The 15643-nt window shown below is 65.8% G+C and carries 13 protein-coding genes; 7 read left to right on the top strand and 6 right to left on the bottom strand.

Translation table 11 applies throughout. The features are described from left to right. The first annotated feature begins 282 nt into the window (after positions 1-282). The gene (locus tag E3U47_RS04230; protein ID WP_134689757.1) at positions 283-2370 is read left to right on the top strand and encodes a bifunctional diguanylate cyclase/phosphodiesterase; all 2088 of its coding nucleotides are present in this window, start codon (positions 283-285) and stop codon (positions 2368-2370) included. Here E3U47_RS04230 and E3U47_RS04225 read toward each other — a convergent pair. Further along, positions 2367-2630, bottom strand: coding sequence for a DUF1652 domain-containing protein (locus E3U47_RS04225; protein WP_134689756.1), 264 nt, complete (start codon positions 2628-2630; stop codon positions 2367-2369). The genes E3U47_RS04230 and E3U47_RS04225 overlap by 4 nt on opposite strands. 297 nt (positions 2631-2927) lie before the next feature. Between E3U47_RS04225 and E3U47_RS04220 the strand changes: the two genes are divergently transcribed. Beyond that, positions 2928-4157: a pyridoxal phosphate-dependent aminotransferase gene (locus E3U47_RS04220; protein WP_134689755.1), complete on the top strand. Its 1230-nt coding sequence runs from the start codon at positions 2928-2930 to the stop codon at positions 4155-4157. On the opposite strand, the gene E3U47_RS04215 is transcribed toward E3U47_RS04220, so the two are convergent. After that, complete coding sequence (locus tag E3U47_RS04215) at positions 4083-4730, bottom strand: DUF1345 domain-containing protein (protein ID WP_134689754.1); 648 nt, start codon at positions 4728-4730, stop codon at positions 4083-4085. The genes E3U47_RS04220 and E3U47_RS04215 overlap by 75 nt on opposite strands. Before the next feature lie 113 nt (positions 4731-4843). Then, positions 4844-6025: an NnrS family protein gene (locus E3U47_RS04210; RefSeq protein WP_134689753.1), complete on the bottom strand. Its 1182-nt coding sequence runs from the start codon at positions 6023-6025 to the stop codon at positions 4844-4846. A gap of 282 nt (positions 6026-6307) precedes the next feature. On the opposite strand from E3U47_RS04210, the gene xerC reads away from it, so the two are divergent. Then, positions 6308-7153 (top strand): tyrosine recombinase XerC, encoded by an 846-nt coding sequence (xerC, locus tag E3U47_RS04205; protein WP_372239475.1) that lies wholly within the window; start codon positions 6308-6310, stop codon positions 7151-7153. Between the two features lie 15 nt (positions 7154-7168). Here the strand turns inward: xerC and E3U47_RS04200 are convergent, their stop codons facing one another. The 3 genes from E3U47_RS04200 to gspG all read right to left on the bottom strand — a co-directional run bounded on the left by E3U47_RS04200 (position 7169) and on the right by gspG (position 10006). Further along, complete coding sequence (locus tag E3U47_RS04200) at positions 7169-8323, bottom strand: diguanylate cyclase (protein WP_167659434.1); 1155 nt, start codon at positions 8321-8323, stop codon at positions 7169-7171. 67 nt (positions 8324-8390) lie between these two features. Continuing rightward, positions 8391-9569 carry a type II secretion system F family protein gene (locus E3U47_RS04195; RefSeq protein ID WP_134689751.1) on the bottom strand — a complete coding sequence of 393 codons (1179 nt, stop codon included), beginning with the start codon at positions 9567-9569 and terminating at the stop codon, positions 8391-8393. Between the two features lie 11 nt (positions 9570-9580). Beyond that, a complete protein-coding gene (gene gspG, locus E3U47_RS04190; RefSeq protein WP_134689750.1) occupies positions 9581-10006 on the bottom strand; it encodes a type II secretion system major pseudopilin GspG in 426 nt (141 codons plus the stop codon). A gap of 185 nt (positions 10007-10191) precedes the next feature. Between gspG and E3U47_RS04185 the strand changes: the two genes are divergently transcribed. From E3U47_RS04185 to E3U47_RS04170, 4 genes are all read left to right on the top strand, one after another. Continuing rightward, the gene (locus tag E3U47_RS04185; protein ID WP_134689749.1) at positions 10192-10800 is read left to right on the top strand and encodes a lytic transglycosylase domain-containing protein; all 609 of its coding nucleotides are present in this window, start codon (positions 10192-10194) and stop codon (positions 10798-10800) included. 106 nt (positions 10801-10906) lie between these two features. Beyond that, positions 10907-12343: an ATP-binding protein gene (locus tag E3U47_RS04180; RefSeq protein ID WP_134689748.1), complete on the top strand. Its 1437-nt coding sequence runs from the start codon at positions 10907-10909 to the stop codon at positions 12341-12343. A 278-nt stretch (positions 12344-12621) separates the two neighbouring features. Next, positions 12622-14115 carry a HAMP domain-containing sensor histidine kinase gene (locus E3U47_RS04175; RefSeq protein ID WP_134689747.1) on the top strand — a complete coding sequence of 498 codons (1494 nt, stop codon included), beginning with the start codon at positions 12622-12624 and terminating at the stop codon, positions 14113-14115. Beyond that, a complete protein-coding gene (locus E3U47_RS04170) occupies positions 14084-15511 on the top strand; it encodes a sigma-54 dependent transcriptional regulator (RefSeq protein WP_134689746.1) in 1428 nt (475 codons plus the stop codon). Before E3U47_RS04175 ends, E3U47_RS04170 begins: the two co-directional genes overlap by 32 nt. Positions 15512-15643: the final 132 nt, after the last annotated feature.

The raw sequence follows: 15643 nt of genomic DNA, 5'->3' as shown, positions 1-15643 counted from the left end.
AGCTCCTGAAGGTTTGTCTTCGAGTGTTGGCCTGCTTAGTCTAGCGGGAGTCGCTTCGCTTGGGGTGGTGGATTGCGGCATGCACCTGAGCTCAGGGACATCAATCGATAAGTGGCAATATGCCTTTATTGTCCCGCGAAACGGCTCTACCTCAAGGCCGCCAACGCTTGCAGCCGTACATTGGATCCATCCAGGGCAGTGAAAACCCCGTGCGTTTCGCTAAAGCTTGAGTACAATTATCGGCTTTTCCGGGCCTCCCTTGGCCTGCTCCTGGAAGTACGCATGCTGATTGGTAGTTATTCCTCCTCGCTGGTGCTGATCTCGCTGTGCGTGGCCATTCTTGCCTCTTACACCGCTCTGGACCTCACCGGACGCATCGCCACGGCCAAGGGCCGGGCGGTGTACCTGTGGATGGGCGGTGGGGCGTTCGCCATGGGGATCGGCATCTGGTCGATGCACTTCATCGGCATGCTCGCCTTCAGCCTGCCCATCGAGCTGGGCTACGACGCGGCGCTCACCGCGTTTTCGCTGCTGATCGCGGTGGCCTCGTCGGGTTTCGCCCTGTGGTTGGTGAGCCAGCCGAAACTGCCGTGGCTGCAGCTGGCGTTCGGCGCGTTGATCATGGGCACCGGTATCGCCTGCATGCACTACATGGGCATGGCGGCGCTGCGCATGCAGCCGGGCATCGACTACGACCCGACCCTGTTCGGTGCCTCGCTGGGCATCGCGGTGGGGGCCTCGGCCGCCGCGCTGTGGATCGCCTTCCGCCTGCGCCAGCACACGCCGTATGTGCGGCAGATCCGTGGGGTGGCGGCGGTGGTGATGGGTATCGCCATCGTCGGCATGCACTACACCGGCATGGCGGCGGCCAATTTCCCCGAGGGCAGTTTCTGTGGCGCCCTGGCCACGGGCCTGGCCGGCGATGGCCTGGACTACCTGGTGCTGATCACCACCCTGGCAGTGCTGGCAGTGGCCTTGCTGACCTCGGTGCTGGACGCGCGCCTGGAGGCGCGGACTGCCGAGCTGGCCCGCTCGCTGACCCTGGCCAACCAGGAACTGACCCAACTGGCCCTGCATGACACCCTGACCGGGCTGCCCAACCGCACGCTGCTGGCCGATCGTATCGAGCAGGCCATTGGCCGGGTGGCGGAGCAGGGTGGCTGCTTTGCCTTGATGTTCATCGACCTGGACGGCTTCAAACCGGTCAACGATGCCTTTGGCCACCATGTTGGCGACCAGTTGCTCAAGGCTGTGGCGGCACGCCTGCGTGGCCACCTGCACAGCCAGGACACCCTGGCGCGGATCGGCGGCGACGAATTCGTGCTGCTGGTGGAACTGGACGAGCCGGACGACGCCATGAATGTCGCGGTCAAGCAGGTCAACCTGATGGCCAGGCCGTTTCGCGTGGCCGAACACGACCTGCAACTGTCGGCCAGCCTCGGCATCGTGTTGTACCCGGGCAACGGCCTGGACCAGCATGAACTGCTGCGCAACGCCGACGCGGCGATGTACCACGCCAAGAACGCCGGCAAGAACGGCTACAGCTTCTTCGACGTCTCGATGAACAGCAACGCGCGCCAGCAGCTGCAATTGCTGCAGGACCTGCGCACGGCGCTGGAGCAAAACCAGTTCCGCCTGCACTACCAGCCGAAGTTCGACGCCGTGCAGCGCCAGCCCATCGGCGCCGAGGCGCTGCTGCGCTGGGAGCACCCGCAACATGGGCTGATGCTGCCGGACCGCTTCATCGGCCTGGCCGAGAAAACCGGCCTGATCATCCCTATCGGCGAATGGGTGCTGGGCGAGGCGTGCCGGCAGATGCGCCAGTGGATGGACCAGGGGAATGATGACTGGCGCATCGCGGTCAACCTCTCGGCTATCCAGTTCTGTCATGTCGGGCTGGTCGACAGCGTCGCCGCCGCGTTGGCCGCCAACGGCCTGCCAGCCAACCACCTGACCCTGGAGATCACCGAGACCACCGCCATGCGCGACGCCGATGCCAGCCTGCATGTGCTGCAGCGTTTGTCGGACATGGGAGTGGACCTGTCCATCGACGACTTCGGCACCGGTTATTCCAGCCTGATGTACCTCAAGCGCCTGCCAGCCAACGAGTTGAAGATCGACCGTGGTTTCGTCCGCGACCTGGAGCAGGACAGCGATGATGCGGCGATCGTCTCGGCCATCGTCGCCCTGGGCCAGGCGCTGGGCTTGCGGATTGTCGCCGAAGGGGTGGAAACCGACCGCCAGCAAGACTTCCTGACCCGCTTGGGCTGCGATTCGCTACAGGGTTACCTGCTTGGTCAGCCCGTGCCGGCCGAGCAGTTCATGGCGGGGTTGCAGGCGCTGCGCGCGCGCCAGCAGCAGGCGGGTTAAATCGCGCTGCGCAGCGGGCTGGCGAGCAGGTCGAAGGTGTCCATCTCGGCTTCGACCGCCTCGATGATCCGCTCGACATCGGCCGCGGGCATGACCGTGGCGCAGGGAATGCCGGCTACTGCCAGCAGGGTTTCGCCAGTGGCCCGGTCGAACAGCCGGGCGACCATGCTGCGTGGCGCGTCCATGCTGGCTTCGAAGCCCAGCGGATGGAAATGCCAACGCATCACCTGGCAGGCGTTGGGGAACGTCATCTTGTTCATGCCAGCCTCCTTGTTCGTGTCCTGAACGCGGTGAGTGCGCAGTGATGCCAGTGTGGCCATCCTGGCCATGGGAACCTAAACATAGCACCTGCCATGGCAGTGTTCCCTGGAAAATATGGCAAATGTACTAATGCATGACGGCTGTCACAGTCTTGTCACGCCGACCAGTTGGCGGCCATTGGCCAGGGCAAACGTTTTCCTCTAGGGCCGAGGGCGGGCAAGGGGTGTCGCTCTGCTAAGGTTACCGGCAGCGCTTTTCGGACCAGCGGTGCCGAGCGGGCAGACAGGGAGGCAGCCATGCGATATTCCACGCTCACCCAACGGATCGCGGGCGAAGCCGCCGCGGCCTGGGATATCCACTACCAGGCCCTGGCCCTGCGCGAGCAGGGGCGCGAGGTATTCCTGCTGTCGGTGGGCGACCCGGATTTCGACACCCCGGCCCCGGTGGTCGAGGCTGCGGTGGCCAGCCTGCGTCGGGGGGATACGCACTACAGCGATGTGCGCGGCAGCCTGGCCTTGCGCCAGGCTATCGTGCGGCACAGAGGCCTGGGGCTGGACCCGCGGCAGGTGGTGGTGACCGCCGGGGCCCAATGTGCCCTGTATGCCACCTGCCAGTGCCTGTTCGAGGCCGGTGACGAAGTGATCGTCGTCGAGCCCATGTACGTGACCTACCACGCCGTGCTTGGCGCCTGTGGCGCTCGGCCGGTGCAGGTGTCGATGACGGCGCAAACCGGCTTTCGCCTGGATCCGCAGGCCGTGGCGCGGGCCATCACGCCGCGTACCCGCGGGTTGCTGCTCAACAGTCCGCACAATCCCACCGGCTCGGCCATCGATGCCGCGACGCTCGGGCAATTGGCCGAGCTGTGCCAGGCCCATGACCTGTGGCTGGTATGCGACGAGGTCTATCGGGGTTTGCTGCACGATGGCGAGGCGCCTGACCCGCTGAGCCTGCCAGGCATGGCCGAGCGCTGCGTGGTCATCGACAGCTTGTCCAAGTCCCACGCCATGAGCGGTTGGCGGGTTGGCTGGGTGATTGGCCCGCCCGCGCTGGCTGAGCACCTGGGCAACCTGGTGATGGCCATGTTGTTCGGCCTGCCGGAGTTCGTCATGCAGGCGGCCTGCGTGGCCCTGGCGCAGGCAGGGCCGCAGGTGCGGCAGATGCGCCAGGCGTATTGGCAGCGACGTGACCGCGTGTGCGCCTTGCTTGAAGATTGCCCAGGGGTGTACGCCCATCGACCGGCTGGCGGCATGTTCGTGATGCTCGATATCCGTGGCACCGGGCTCGGCGCCCAGGCCTTCGCCCAGCGCCTGCTGGACGAGGAGGGCGTGGCGCTGCTGCCCGGCGATGCCTTTGGCCCAAGCACGGCGGGGCATGTACGGCTGGGGTTGGTACTGGCGGTCGAGGCGTTGGAGGTGGTGTGCCGGCGCATTGCGGCGTGCGCCCAGCGCATACTAGTTGAGCAGGCCGGCGGCGATGTTGATGGTGAAACCAAGGATTGCCGTATTGAACACGAAACCTACCAGTGAATGCGCCAGCACCACCCGGCGCATGGCCCGGCCGGCGACGCCGATATCGGAGGTTTGCACCGCGACGCTGATGGTGAACGAGAAGTAGTGGAAGTCCCAGTAGTCGGGGTTGCGTTCGCCGTCGGCGAAGCGCAGCGGCGGCTCGTGGCGCTCGCCGGTGTAGAACAGCCGGGCATAGTGCAAGCTGAAGATGCAGCCGATCAGTAGCCATGAGCCTGCCACCGTCAGCCCGGTGTACAGGTAGTGCAGGGCCAGGGCGCTGCCCTCCAGGCCACGGCTGGAGACCAGTTGCAAGGTGACCGCGGCGAGGCTGGCGATGGCCGAGACACACACGGTGATCAACACCAGGCCGGCGTTCTCGTCCTCCAGGCGGGCAACCTTGCGCACTTGCCCGGCGCTGGCGCGCAGGCTCAGCCACAGCACCATCAGCAGGTAGAGCCAGACGCCGAGGTTCCAGCCGGCGAGGATGCGCTGCACGGTATCGTCGGCGGGGATCAGCCAGCCGCCGAGCAGGCCGGCCAGGGTGGCGAAGCTCAGGCGCGGATGGGTGCGGGTGAGTCGAAGAAAAGCCATGCTGCCTCGTTGCCGGGGGAGTTTGTGCAACTGTAGACCATGGCCTTGGCGCTGCCTGCTTCGCCAGCAAGGCTGGCTCCTACAACGGCTCCGGCAGATTGCGCTACTCGGGCTCAACCCGGCATGCCATCCACCCGTGGCCGGGCCAGGATCGGCAGGTAATGCCACAGGAACAGCAGCAACGCGCCACTGCCGAACAGCACCGACAACCCCAACCCCGCCGGCGTGAACGGTGCCACCAGCACCCGCGCCAATGCCGCCAGCTGGATCAGCGCAAACGCCCAGACAATGCTGCGCGGCACCTGCAAGGGGCGCCCGGTGTGGCCCAGGCTGACCCGCGCCATCATTGCCACGATCAGTCCGGTCATGGCGCCCACGGTCAGGGCATGGGCCGCCAGGCTCGGGTTGATCGCCACTCCGGCATGCCACAAGGCCAGGCCCAGGCAGGCCGGGATCAGCCAGGCGTAGGCCAGGTGCAGCGACCACAGCAGCGGCACCCGCCACAGGCCGCGGTCATGCCATAGCACCAGGCGCGTGCCATGCAGCAGCGCCAGCGCAGCGAACAGCAGGGCCAGCGCCGGGTGTGGCCGGTCGCCGAGGCCGAGCACATAGCTGAGCGGCAGCGCCACGCTGCCGACCAGGCAGGCGCGGTCCAACCAGGGCCGGACCGGCGTCGGGCTCATGTTGCCCAGGCCGCGCCGGGTGAAGAACGGGATCACCCGGCCGCCCAGCATGCTCATCATCGCCGCCACCAGCCACAACCCGGCGAGCACGCCGCGGCGTTGCCACTGCTCGTTGTGGTTCAGCCAACCGGCCAGGGTCAGCCACTGGCAGGCGGCGATCAGCAGTACCAGGACGACGATCGGGTAATTGTTGCGCAGGCGCCGCTGGATGATCGGACGGGCCAGGGTCACGGCCACCAGGGGCAGGAAGGCACCCTCGATCAGCAGCACCAGCCAGGCCGGCAAGGGCAGGAACCAGCTGGCCCGGCCCAGCAGCCAGAGCAGGAACAACCCTTGCAGCGGCCGGCCGCTGAGGCCGGGGATGCCGCTCCAGTTTTGCACCGCGGTCAGCAGGAAGCCGGCGATGATGGCGGTGGCGAAGCCGAACAGCATCTCGTGGCGATGCCAGGCCAACATGCCGCCGGGCGGCTCGGGTTGCAGCGCGCCGGCCAGTACCCCGGCCCACAGCAGCAGGGCGAGCAGGGCGAACAGACTGCCGCCGAGGAAGAATGGGCGAAAACCCAGTGCCCAGAGTGCCTGGCGCGGACGAGCGGTAACGGGCTGGACGAGCATGGCGGGACCTTGGTTCGATCAGAAAGGGTGAATGGGGTACCATCACGAACCGTGCCACCGGCAAAGCCCTTGCATATCAGGGTGATGGCACTTTATCGAGTCATTATGACTCCAGGTATTTGTAGTCCCTTTGACATTGACGGTTGTCAATTGGACTCGATTTGCGCGACCTCGGCTCAACCTGGCCAGGTCGCCTCGCTACAGGATCCCGTTGTGACCGAGCTTCTGCGTAACCCGCTGTTGCAATACCTTGCCCGCCTGGCGCCATCCAGCCAGTTGACCATGCGCTATATCCTCCAGGATGCCGCCGATCGCCTGGGGTTCGTCGACTGCGACATCGTCGAGGTGCCCTGGCATCACCTCGAGCCAGGCCATGTGATCGCCCTGGTGGCGGCCTTGCGCGCCGATGGCTATGCCCCCAACACCTCGTCGCTGTACGTCAATGCCGTGCGCGGGGTGATGAACGAGGCCTGGCGCCAAGGCCTGATCGAGCATGAGCAACTGCTGAAAATCCGCGAGATCAAGCCGGCCAGTGGCAGCCGCCTGCCAGCGGGCCGCAACCTGCGACGCAGCCTGATCCGCGAGCTGATGGACGTCTGCGCGGCCGACCCGCGACCGCAGGGCGTGCGCGATGCGGCGATCCTGGCGCTGCTGTATGGCACCGGCATGCGCAAGTCGGAGTCGGTGGACGTGGACCTGGCCCAGGTGGATTTTCAGGAGCGCAGTATCCAGGTGCTGGCCAAGGGCAATCGGCAACTGATCAAATATGCTCCGGCCTGGGCTTTCGAAAAGCTGCAGGCCTGGCTCGACCTGCGTCGCCAGCAACTGCCGGCGGGCGAGCGCGACGACAGCTTCCTGTTCAACCGTATCCGCCGCGGCAGCCATATCACCCGGGCGCGTATCACCAAGCATGCCATCTACTACATTGCCCGCCAGCGCGGGGCGCAGGTAGGGGCGAAGATCATGCCCCATGACTTTCGCCGGGCGTTCATCACCCGGGTGATCGAGGAGCACGACCTGTCGATCGCGCAGAAGCTGGCGCACCACGCCAATATCCAGACCACCGCCGGGTATGACCGACGCGACGACAACGAGCGGCGCCGGGCGGTGGAGCGGTTCGACTACTGAGCCCGTGGGGCGTTATCAGGCGACACCGTACTGCAATACCCGGCCGCGGCCTTGTTGCTTGGCCGCATACAAGGCGTGGTCGCCCATCGACAGCAACCGCGACAGCTCGCATTCCCCCGCCGGACGACTGACGATGCCGATGCTGACTCCGAGCATGCCGGGCTCCAGCAGTGGCATGCCGGCGAACCCGGTACAGATACGTTGCGCCACCACCTCGGCGGCGGCTTCGTCGACGCCGCGCAGCAGGCAGGCGAACTCTTCGCCGCCAATGCGCGCGAACAGATCGCCACGACGTAAGTGCCGGCTGGTCTCGCTGGCGAACGCCAGCAGCACCTGGTCGCCCATCGGGTGGCCGAACTGGTCGTTGATCCGCTTGAAATGGTCCAGGTCGCACAGTAGCAAGGCCACCGGCTCGCGCCGCGCGGCGCACTCGAGCAGCAGTTGCCCGCCGCGCTCCATGAACGCCCGACGGTTGTCGATGCCGGTCAGCGGGTCGCTGTAGGCCGCGGCGCGCAGCTGGATTTCGGCGCGTTCGCGGACCATCGCCAGGGTGATGTAGGAAATGCCGATGGCGAACAGCATCGACTCGAACAGGATCAAGGCAAAGAACGCCGGGCGCGGGCCGCCGTTGTTGATCGCCTGGTCCAGCGCCAGGCCATCGTCGATCAGCGCGCGCAGCAGGTAGATCGAGGCGTGCAGGGCGGTCAGGATCAGCGCCGGGGTGTAGGACACCTGCAGGCGCACCCGCGGTCGCCACAGCTCGCGCAGGCACAACAGGGTATAGCCCAGGGTGAGCAGCGAATATAGCTTCACCCGCAGGCCGAGGTCGGCGTGAAAACCTGGCCACAGGCTGAACAGCCACCAGAACAGCGCGCCGGCCAGCAGCAGCGGCCAGTGCGGGCGGCGTCCGCCGAACACGCGCATGGCGGTCCAGCCCAGGCCAGCACCGGTCAGCAGGACGATATTGCCCAGCACCAATGCCAGATAGTCGATGCCCAGGCCACGCAGGGCGATCAGGCCCACCCCCAGCCCCGAGGTCAGCAGCATCGCTCCCAGGTAGCCCAGGCTCGGGTCGCTGGCGCAGCGCCGCCAGGCATGCAGGGTGAGGATGCCCATCAGGGCGAAGATGAAAACGGCGACCAGGATCAGGGTCGGCAGGCTCAGCGACACGGGCAGGCGCTCTCGGCGGCAAAACGTACCATGCTAAGCCAAGCGCATGGCCAGTTGCTACCGTTGTTCAATGGATGCTCGACGCCAGTTCAAAGATCGGCATGTACATCAGGATCACGATCAGGCCGATCAGCAGGCCGATGAAGGTCATCAGCAACGGCTCGAACAGTTTGACGAACCATTCCACCCAGCGCCCGATCTCCTGGTCGTGGAAGTCGGCGCAGCGCTCGAGCATTTCCCCCAGGTTGCCCGACTGCTCGCCGGCGCGCAGCAGGCGCAGCGACACCGGTGTCACCAGTTGCGCGGCTTCCAGTGCATCCGACAGCGCCAAGCCTTCGGCGACCCGCCGGCTGGCCTGTCCGAGGCTTTCGGCGCCGGCGCTGCCGAGCAGGCCGCGGGCCATGCCCAAGGCGGTGAGGATGGGAATGCCGCCCTGCAGGAGGATCCCCAGCGAGCGATAGAACCGCGCCAGCTCGTACATCACCAGGCGTTGGTGCAAGGCCGGCAGGCGCCGCAACTGGCGGTTGCTCCAGCGCTGTACCGCGTGGTGGCGGCGAAGAGCGACCAGGGCACCGATAGCGGCCAGGCTGCCCAGGCCCAGCGGCACCTGCTGGGCATGCAGGAACAGACCGATTTGCATCAGCACTTGGGACAGCCACGGCAGCTCGCTGCCCATGCCCTCGAACACCAGGCTGAAACGTGGCACCACGTAGCCCAGCAGGAACAGCACCACGCCGCCGCCGACCAGCAACAGCAGCAAGGGGTAGACCGACGCGCCGATCAGCTTCTGGCGCACCAGGTCGAGCCGTTGCCGGTAGCCGATATAGCGGCCCAGGGCGTCGCCCAGCGCGCCGGTGCGCTCGCTGGATTGCACCAGGGCCACGTACAGGGCGGGGAACACCTGCGCTTGCAGGGCCAGGGCCTGGGACAGCGAGCGGCCCTCGTAGAGTTGGCGCACCAGTTGCTCGAGGGTCTTGCGCGCGGTGCCGTCAGGCGCCTTTTCGGCCAGGCTTTCGAGGGCGTCGATCAGCGGCAGGCCGGCGCTGAGCAGGGTGCTCAGCTCCTGGCTGAACAGCACCAGGTCGAACGCCGCGGCGCGGCGCCGCCAGGCCAGGCCGCGGCTGCGCACGCTGAGCACGCGCAGGCCCTGGTCCTCGGCCTGGCGGCGGGCCTGCTCGATGTCCTCGGCGTCCACCTGCAGTTGCACCACGCCCTGGCTGCCCAGGGCCTTGAGCTGGTAGCGCATGGTCGGGCTCCTCATTGCCAGCTGGTGATCTCGGCGTTTTCCCCGTCGCCGCCGGGCTGGCCGTCCTTGCCCATCGACAACAGGTCGTATTCGCCGCCGCTCTCGCCAGGCTGCTTGTAGATGTATGGCCGCCCCCAGGGGTCCTGGGGCACGGCCTTTTGCAGGTAGGGGCCAGACCAGCGTGCCTCGCCGCTGGGGGCAGCCACCAGTGCCTGCAGGCCCTGCTCGCTGCTGGGGTAGTGGCCGACCTCCAGGCGGTAGAGGTCCAGGGCCTTGCCCAGGCCTTCGATCTGCGCCCGCGCCACCTTAGCCTCGGAACGGCCCAGTTGGGCGAAGTACTTGGGCGCGACGATGCCGGCCAACAGGCCGAGCACCACCAGCACCACCAACAGTTCGAGCAGGGTGAAGCCGCGTTGGCGAGGGTTGTTGCGCTGCATGGTGAGTCCTCCGGTGCGTGGGCAGGCTTGCGCAACAGACCCCATGCAACAGCCGTGCACGTCTGCCTCGGGCCCTTGCCGCAGGCGCGATGGCAGGCGGCACGCTGCTTGCGTCACAGCCTCAAAGCCCGGCTTCGCGGGGCATTTCCCCCAACATTGGGGCACACGGCGTGGAGGCGACCGACATGCGTGGACTGATCCTGGGAGTGAGCGGGCTGGCGATGGGGCTGATGGTGCTGGGCGCCCAGGCCGATGTGTACATCTCTCGTGACGGCAAGGGCGGCTTCGTGCTGTCCAACGTGCATCGGCCAGGACGGCACTATGATCGGGTGATCAGCGAGACCGGCATCGCCGGCGGGCCGGTCAATGCGCAACTGGTCACCGGGCGACCCTACGCCGATGTGGTGGCTGCCGCCGCGTTGGCCAGCGATGTGCCGCAGGCGCTGTTACATGCGTTGATCAAGGCCGAGTCCGGCTACAACCCCAAGGCACGCTCGGCCAAGGGGGCGGCGGGGCTGATGCAGCTGATGCCGGACACGGCCAAGGAGATGGGGGTCAAGGATGTGCTCGACCCCGAGGCCAACGTGCGCGGCGGAGCGCGTTACCTCAAGCAAATGCTGAAACTGTTCGACAATGACATCACCTTGGCGGTGGCGGCCTACAACGCCGGGCCAGATGCGGTGTTGAGCCGCGGACGGGTGGTGCCGCCGTTTGCCGAGACCCAGCGCTATGTACCCAATGTGTTGCGCGAGTATCGCCTGCTGCGGGGGTTGGCTGAGGATTCGCCGCTGTGATCAGCAGGTTCGGCGTTGGGGTTGCGGCGGCTATGAGCCGCCAACACCCCTGGCCCTCCAACTCTGGGCTATAACCTGTAGACGTGCCCAGCCGCGGAGCCCGACCATGGACCTCGCCCCCCGCCCCGACACACCCGACGCCAGTACCGGGCGCAAGTCGTTCAACCTGCTGCGCTGGTACGCCTGGGTCAGCCTGGCGATCATCGTTTCGGTGGCGGCGGGGCTGGGCCTGATCTCCAGCCGCTTCATCATCAACGAAAGCGTCGAGCGCGACGCCTTGCTCACCGCCCAGTTCATCACCGCCATCGCCGACGCCGAGGTGCGCCATGTGTCGATCCCCAATGTGCGTACCATGGGCGAACTGCTCGACCCGCGCACCGACCACGGCATGCCGGATGTCGACCCCGAGGCCCGGCGCAAGGCCCGGGGCGAGTTCCTCGACCATATCGCCCACTTGCCGGATATGCTCCTGGCCAATATCTATGCCCCGGACCGCACGGTGATCTGGTCGAGCAACCCGGCCTTGATCGGCCGTCTGATCGAATCGGACGACGACCTGGACCAGGCCTTCGAGTACAAGATGCGGGTCTCGGCCAGTTACCACGACTTCGAGCAGGCGCGCAGCGAACAGAAGTTCGTCACCCCGCCCGAACAGCTGTTCATCGAGAACTACATCCCGCTGTTCGACGCCGATGGCGAGAACGTCACTGCCATGGTCGAGATCTACAAGGAACCCCACGACCTGATCGTGCGCATCGAGCATGGCCTACTGCTGATCTGGCTGGCCATCGCGGTGGGGGCGGGCGTGGTCTATGTCGGGCTGTACGGCATCATGCGCCGGGCCGCGCGGTTGATGGCGGTGCAGCAGAAGCGCCTGATCGGCAATGAAACCTTCGTCGCCCTGGGCGAGGTGTCGTCGGCGGTGGCCCACAGCCTGCGCAACCCGCTGGCCAGTATCCGCTCCAGCGCCGAATTGGCCCAGGCCTTCGACGAGGGGCCGGCACAGAAGAACATCAATGACATCATCAGCCAGGTCGACCGCATGTCGCAGTGGGTTCGCGAGTTGTTGCAGTCGCTGCGGCCGCTCAACGACGAGGCGCAACCGGTGGATGTCGCCCAAGCGCTGGATGACAGCCTGCAGGCGTTCGCCACGGCGCTGGCGCGGGGTGGCATCCGCTTGAGCGTGGCCGAGGTGCCGCGGGTCCAGGTGCTGGGGCAGCCGGTGCTGCTGGGGCAGATTTTCAGCAGCCTGATCGCCAATGCCCTGGAGTCGATGGAGCCGGGCGGCGAACTGCGCGTGGAGGTGGCGCGCAATGATCGGCGTGGCTTGACCCTGCGCCTCTCGGACACTGGCAAGGGCATGAGCGAGCAGCAACAGCGCCTGGCCTTCCGGCCATTCTTCACCACCAAGCAGGGCGGCCTGGGGGTTGGGCTGGTATTGGTCAAGCGGATCATGGAGCGCTATGGGGGGTCGGTAAGATTGAGCAGCCGTGTTGGGCTGGGGACGCGGGTTTCGCTCAATTTCCGGGTGGTAAATAGTTGATTTTCTAGATTAGAATAGTTCTATAACTAATTGTTTTAATTGAATTTATTATTTTTTGGTGTTTCCCCGAATATGGGGGATTTTTCAAGAATAAACTTTACAAAAATCTAATAACTAATTGTTTTTAAAGAGATTTTATTTTTTTAAAAGGAATGGCCGGGTTTTTGCTTCACCTCACCAGGGCCGCCAGTTCGTCATGACTGTCGGCCGTTACAGGGCTACCACCGGTAGCGACAGCGTGCCGGTGGCCTCACTGGCTCAAAGGCGGGAACGACGCGATGCAGACGCTCGACAACCAAGCCATCGACAAAACTGCTGCAGCCTCCGCCGGGCTGGCCACGCCGCTGCACGAGTTCAACCTGCTGCGCTGGTTCTCGCTGGTCAGCCTGCTGATCATCGCGGCAGTGGCCGGCGGCCTGGGCTATGTGTCGACGCGCTTCGTGGTACGCGACAGCGTCGAGCGCGATGCCATGCTCACCGCGCAGTTCATCCAGGCCATGGCCCAGGCCGAGGTGCGTCATTCGCAGTTGCCGCCGGGGGTGACCATGGGCGAGCTGCTCGACCCGCGCCTGGACCAGCAGCATCTGCAGTTCACCCCACAGCTGGCCGAAGCCACCCGGGTGGAATTTCTCGACCATGTCGAGCACCTGCCCGATACCCTGCTGGCCAACGTCTACGCCCGTGACCGTACGGTGGTGTGGTCGACCAACCCGCAGTTGATCGGCCAGCGCATCGAGGAGGATGACGACCTGGAGCAGGCCTTCCATTCGCGCAAGTCGGTGTCGGCCAGTTATCACAAGGCCGACGAGGAACGCGAGGAACAGAAGTTCCAGCGCGAGCCGCGGCACCTGTTCATCGAGAACTACATCCCGCTGTTCGACAGCCAGGGCGAGCAGGTGCTGAGCATGGTCGAGATCTACAAGGAGCCGCAGGACCTGGTGCGGCGCATCCACCGTGGCTACGTGTTGATCTGGGCCTCGACCCTGGTGGGGGGAACATTGATCTACTTCGGCCTGTTCTGGATCGTGCGCCGCGCCGCCAGCTTGCTGCAGCACCAACAGGAGCGACTGGTGGCCAGCGAAACCTACGTGGCCCTGGGCGAGATGTCCTCGGCGGTGGCCCATAGCCTGCGCAACCCGCTGGCCAACATCCGCTCCAGCGCCGAGCTGGCCCAGGATATCGCCAGCCCCGCGGCGCAGAAGAACATCGTCGACATCATCACCCAGGTCGACCGCATGTCGCGCTGGGTGCGCGACCTGCTGGTTTCGCTGCGCCCGACCAGCGACGAGCCCGAGGCAGTGGACCTGGTGGCCGCCCTTGAGGATGCCCGGCAAACCTTCGCCCTGCAGATCGAGCGCAACCAGGTGCGTTTCAGCTTCGCCGGCCCGGTCGTGCAATGGGTGGCCAGCCAGCCGCTGCAACTGACGCAGATCCTCAACAGCCTGTTCGCCAACGCCCTGGAGGCCATGCCCCAGGGTGGCGAGCTGCGCGCCGAGGTGCACCAGGTGGATGGCCAGCAGGCCCAGTTGCAGCTCAGCGATACCGGCAAAGGGATGAGCGAGCAACAACGGCGCATGGTGTTCAAGCCTTTCTTCACCACCAAGCAGGGCGGCCTCGGTGTCGGCCTGGCCCTGGTCAAACGGATCATGGAACGCTTTGGCGGCGCGGTCGAACTGACCAGCCGCGAAGAGGAAGGAACCCGCGTCAGCCTGACTTTCAATATCGCAGCGGGAGGGGACCATGGAACACAGCATCCTGGTGGTCGAGGATGATGAAATCCTTGCCGACAACATTCGCACCTACCTGAGCCTCAAGGGCTTCGAGGTCATGGTGTGCCACAGCGCGGAGCTGGCGTTGGAGCAGATCAAGCGCGCCCAGCCCGACGCCGTGCTGACCGACAACTCGTTGCCCGGCATGAGCGGCCACGACCTGCTGCGTGCCCTGGTGGCCCAGGTGCCTGCGTTGAAGGTAATCATGATGACCGGCTACGGCAACGTCGAGGACGCCGTGCTGGCCATGAAGGAGGGCGCCTTCCACTACCTGACCAAGCCGGTGGTGCTCGCCGAGCTCAAGCTGATGCTGGACAAGGCCCTGGCCGCCGAACGCATGGAGCGCACGCTGTCGTTCTACCAGGAGCGCGAGGCACAGAAGTCGGGGTTGCAGGCCTTGATTGGCGAGTCGCCGGTGATGCTCGACCTCAAGCACACCCTGCGCCAGTTGCTCGATGCCGAGCGGCGCATGGCCAGCGACGACCTGCCGCCGGTACTGGTGGAGGGCGAGACCGGCACCGGCAAGGAACTGGTGGCCCGTGCCCTGCACTTTGACGGCAGCCGCGCCAAAGGGCCGTTCATCGAGTTCAACTGCGCGTCGATTCCGGCCAACCTGCTGGAGGCCGAGCTGTTCGGCCATGAGAAGGGCGCCTTCACGGACGCCAAGGAGCGCCGGGTGGGGCTGGTCGAGGCGGCCGATGGCGGCACGCTGTTCCTCGACGAGATCGGCGAGATGGACCTGGTGCTGCAGGCCAAGCTGCTCAAGCTGCTGGAAGATCGCTGCATCCGTCGCATCGGCGCGGTGAAGGAACGCAAGGTGGACTTGAGGGTGATCAGCGCTACCAACTGCAACCTCGAGCAAATGGTGCAGCAGGGCAAGTTCCGCCGCGACCTGTTCTTCCGCCTGCGCATCATCGCCCTGAAGGTGCCGCGCCTGTATGCCCGGGGGCCGGACATCTTGCGCCTGGCCCGACACTTCCTGGCCCATCACGGGCGGCGCTATGGCAAGCCTAACCTACGGTTTTGCGCCGAAGCCGAGGCGCTGATGCTTGGCTACAGTTGGCCGGGCAACGTGCGCGAGCTGCGTAACATGCTCGAGCAGACCGTATTGCTGGCCCCCAGCGAGGTGATTGGCGCGCACCAGTTGAACCTGTGCATGACGTTGGTCGATGAGCCCCTGGCTGCGCCCGCGCCGATGGCCGTGTACGAGGCGCATCGCCACGAGCCGGAGGCGACCGGCAGTTTGCCGGACATGGAGCGCGACATGGTCTGTCGCACGCTCGACCGCACCGACTGGAACGTCACCAAGTCGGCGCGCTTGCTGGGGCTGTCACGGGACATGCTGCGCTACAAGATCGAGAAGCTTGGCCTGAGCCGGCCAGACAAGCGCCAATGGTGACCTGGGCGCGATCACCTTGTGCCGCGATGGGGCGCACAGCGCCCCGGCCCTCTTCGCGGCGACACTGAGATTGTGGGGGCGCTTTGCGCCCCATCGCGACACAAGGCCGCTCCTACCGGGGTATGTGGGGCT

It is taken from the genome of Pseudomonas sp. RIT623 (assembly GCF_004519305.1).
Lineage (GTDB): Bacteria > Pseudomonadota > Gammaproteobacteria > Pseudomonadales > Pseudomonadaceae > Aquipseudomonas.
The sequence above is the reverse complement of the archived record's forward strand: the minus strand, read 5'-3'. Positions and strand labels throughout refer to the sequence as shown.

Coding starts and splice junctions, on each gene's coding strand:
- E3U47_RS04175 (WP_134689747.1), top strand. CDS start 12,622: ATGCAGACGCTCGACAACCAAGCCATCGACAAAACTGCTGCAGCCTCC.
- E3U47_RS04230 (WP_134689757.1), top strand. CDS start 283: ATGCTGATTGGTAGTTATTCCTCCTCGCTGGTGCTGATCTCGCTGTGC.
- E3U47_RS04195 (WP_134689751.1), bottom strand. CDS start 9,569: ATGCGCTACCAGCTCAAGGCCCTGGGCAGCCAGGGCGTGGTGCAACTG.
- xerC (WP_372239475.1), top strand. CDS start 6,308: ATGCGCTATATCCTCCAGGATGCCGCCGATCGCCTGGGGTTCGTCGAC.
- E3U47_RS04185 (WP_134689749.1), top strand. CDS start 10,192: ATGCGTGGACTGATCCTGGGAGTGAGCGGGCTGGCGATGGGGCTGATG.
- E3U47_RS04215 (WP_134689754.1), bottom strand. CDS start 4,730: ATGGCTTTTCTTCGACTCACCCGCACCCATCCGCGCCTGAGCTTCGCC.
- E3U47_RS04170 (WP_134689746.1), top strand. CDS start 14,084: ATGGAACACAGCATCCTGGTGGTCGAGGATGATGAAATCCTTGCCGAC.
- E3U47_RS04225 (WP_134689756.1), bottom strand. CDS start 2,630: ATGAACAAGATGACGTTCCCCAACGCCTGCCAGGTGATGCGTTGGCAT.
- E3U47_RS04210 (WP_134689753.1), bottom strand. CDS start 6,025: ATGCTCGTCCAGCCCGTTACCGCTCGTCCGCGCCAGGCACTCTGGGCA.
- E3U47_RS04180 (WP_134689748.1), top strand. CDS start 10,907: ATGGACCTCGCCCCCCGCCCCGACACACCCGACGCCAGTACCGGGCGC.
- E3U47_RS04220 (WP_134689755.1), top strand. CDS start 2,928: ATGCGATATTCCACGCTCACCCAACGGATCGCGGGCGAAGCCGCCGCG.
- gspG (WP_134689750.1), bottom strand. CDS start 10,006: ATGCAGCGCAACAACCCTCGCCAACGCGGCTTCACCCTGCTCGAACTG.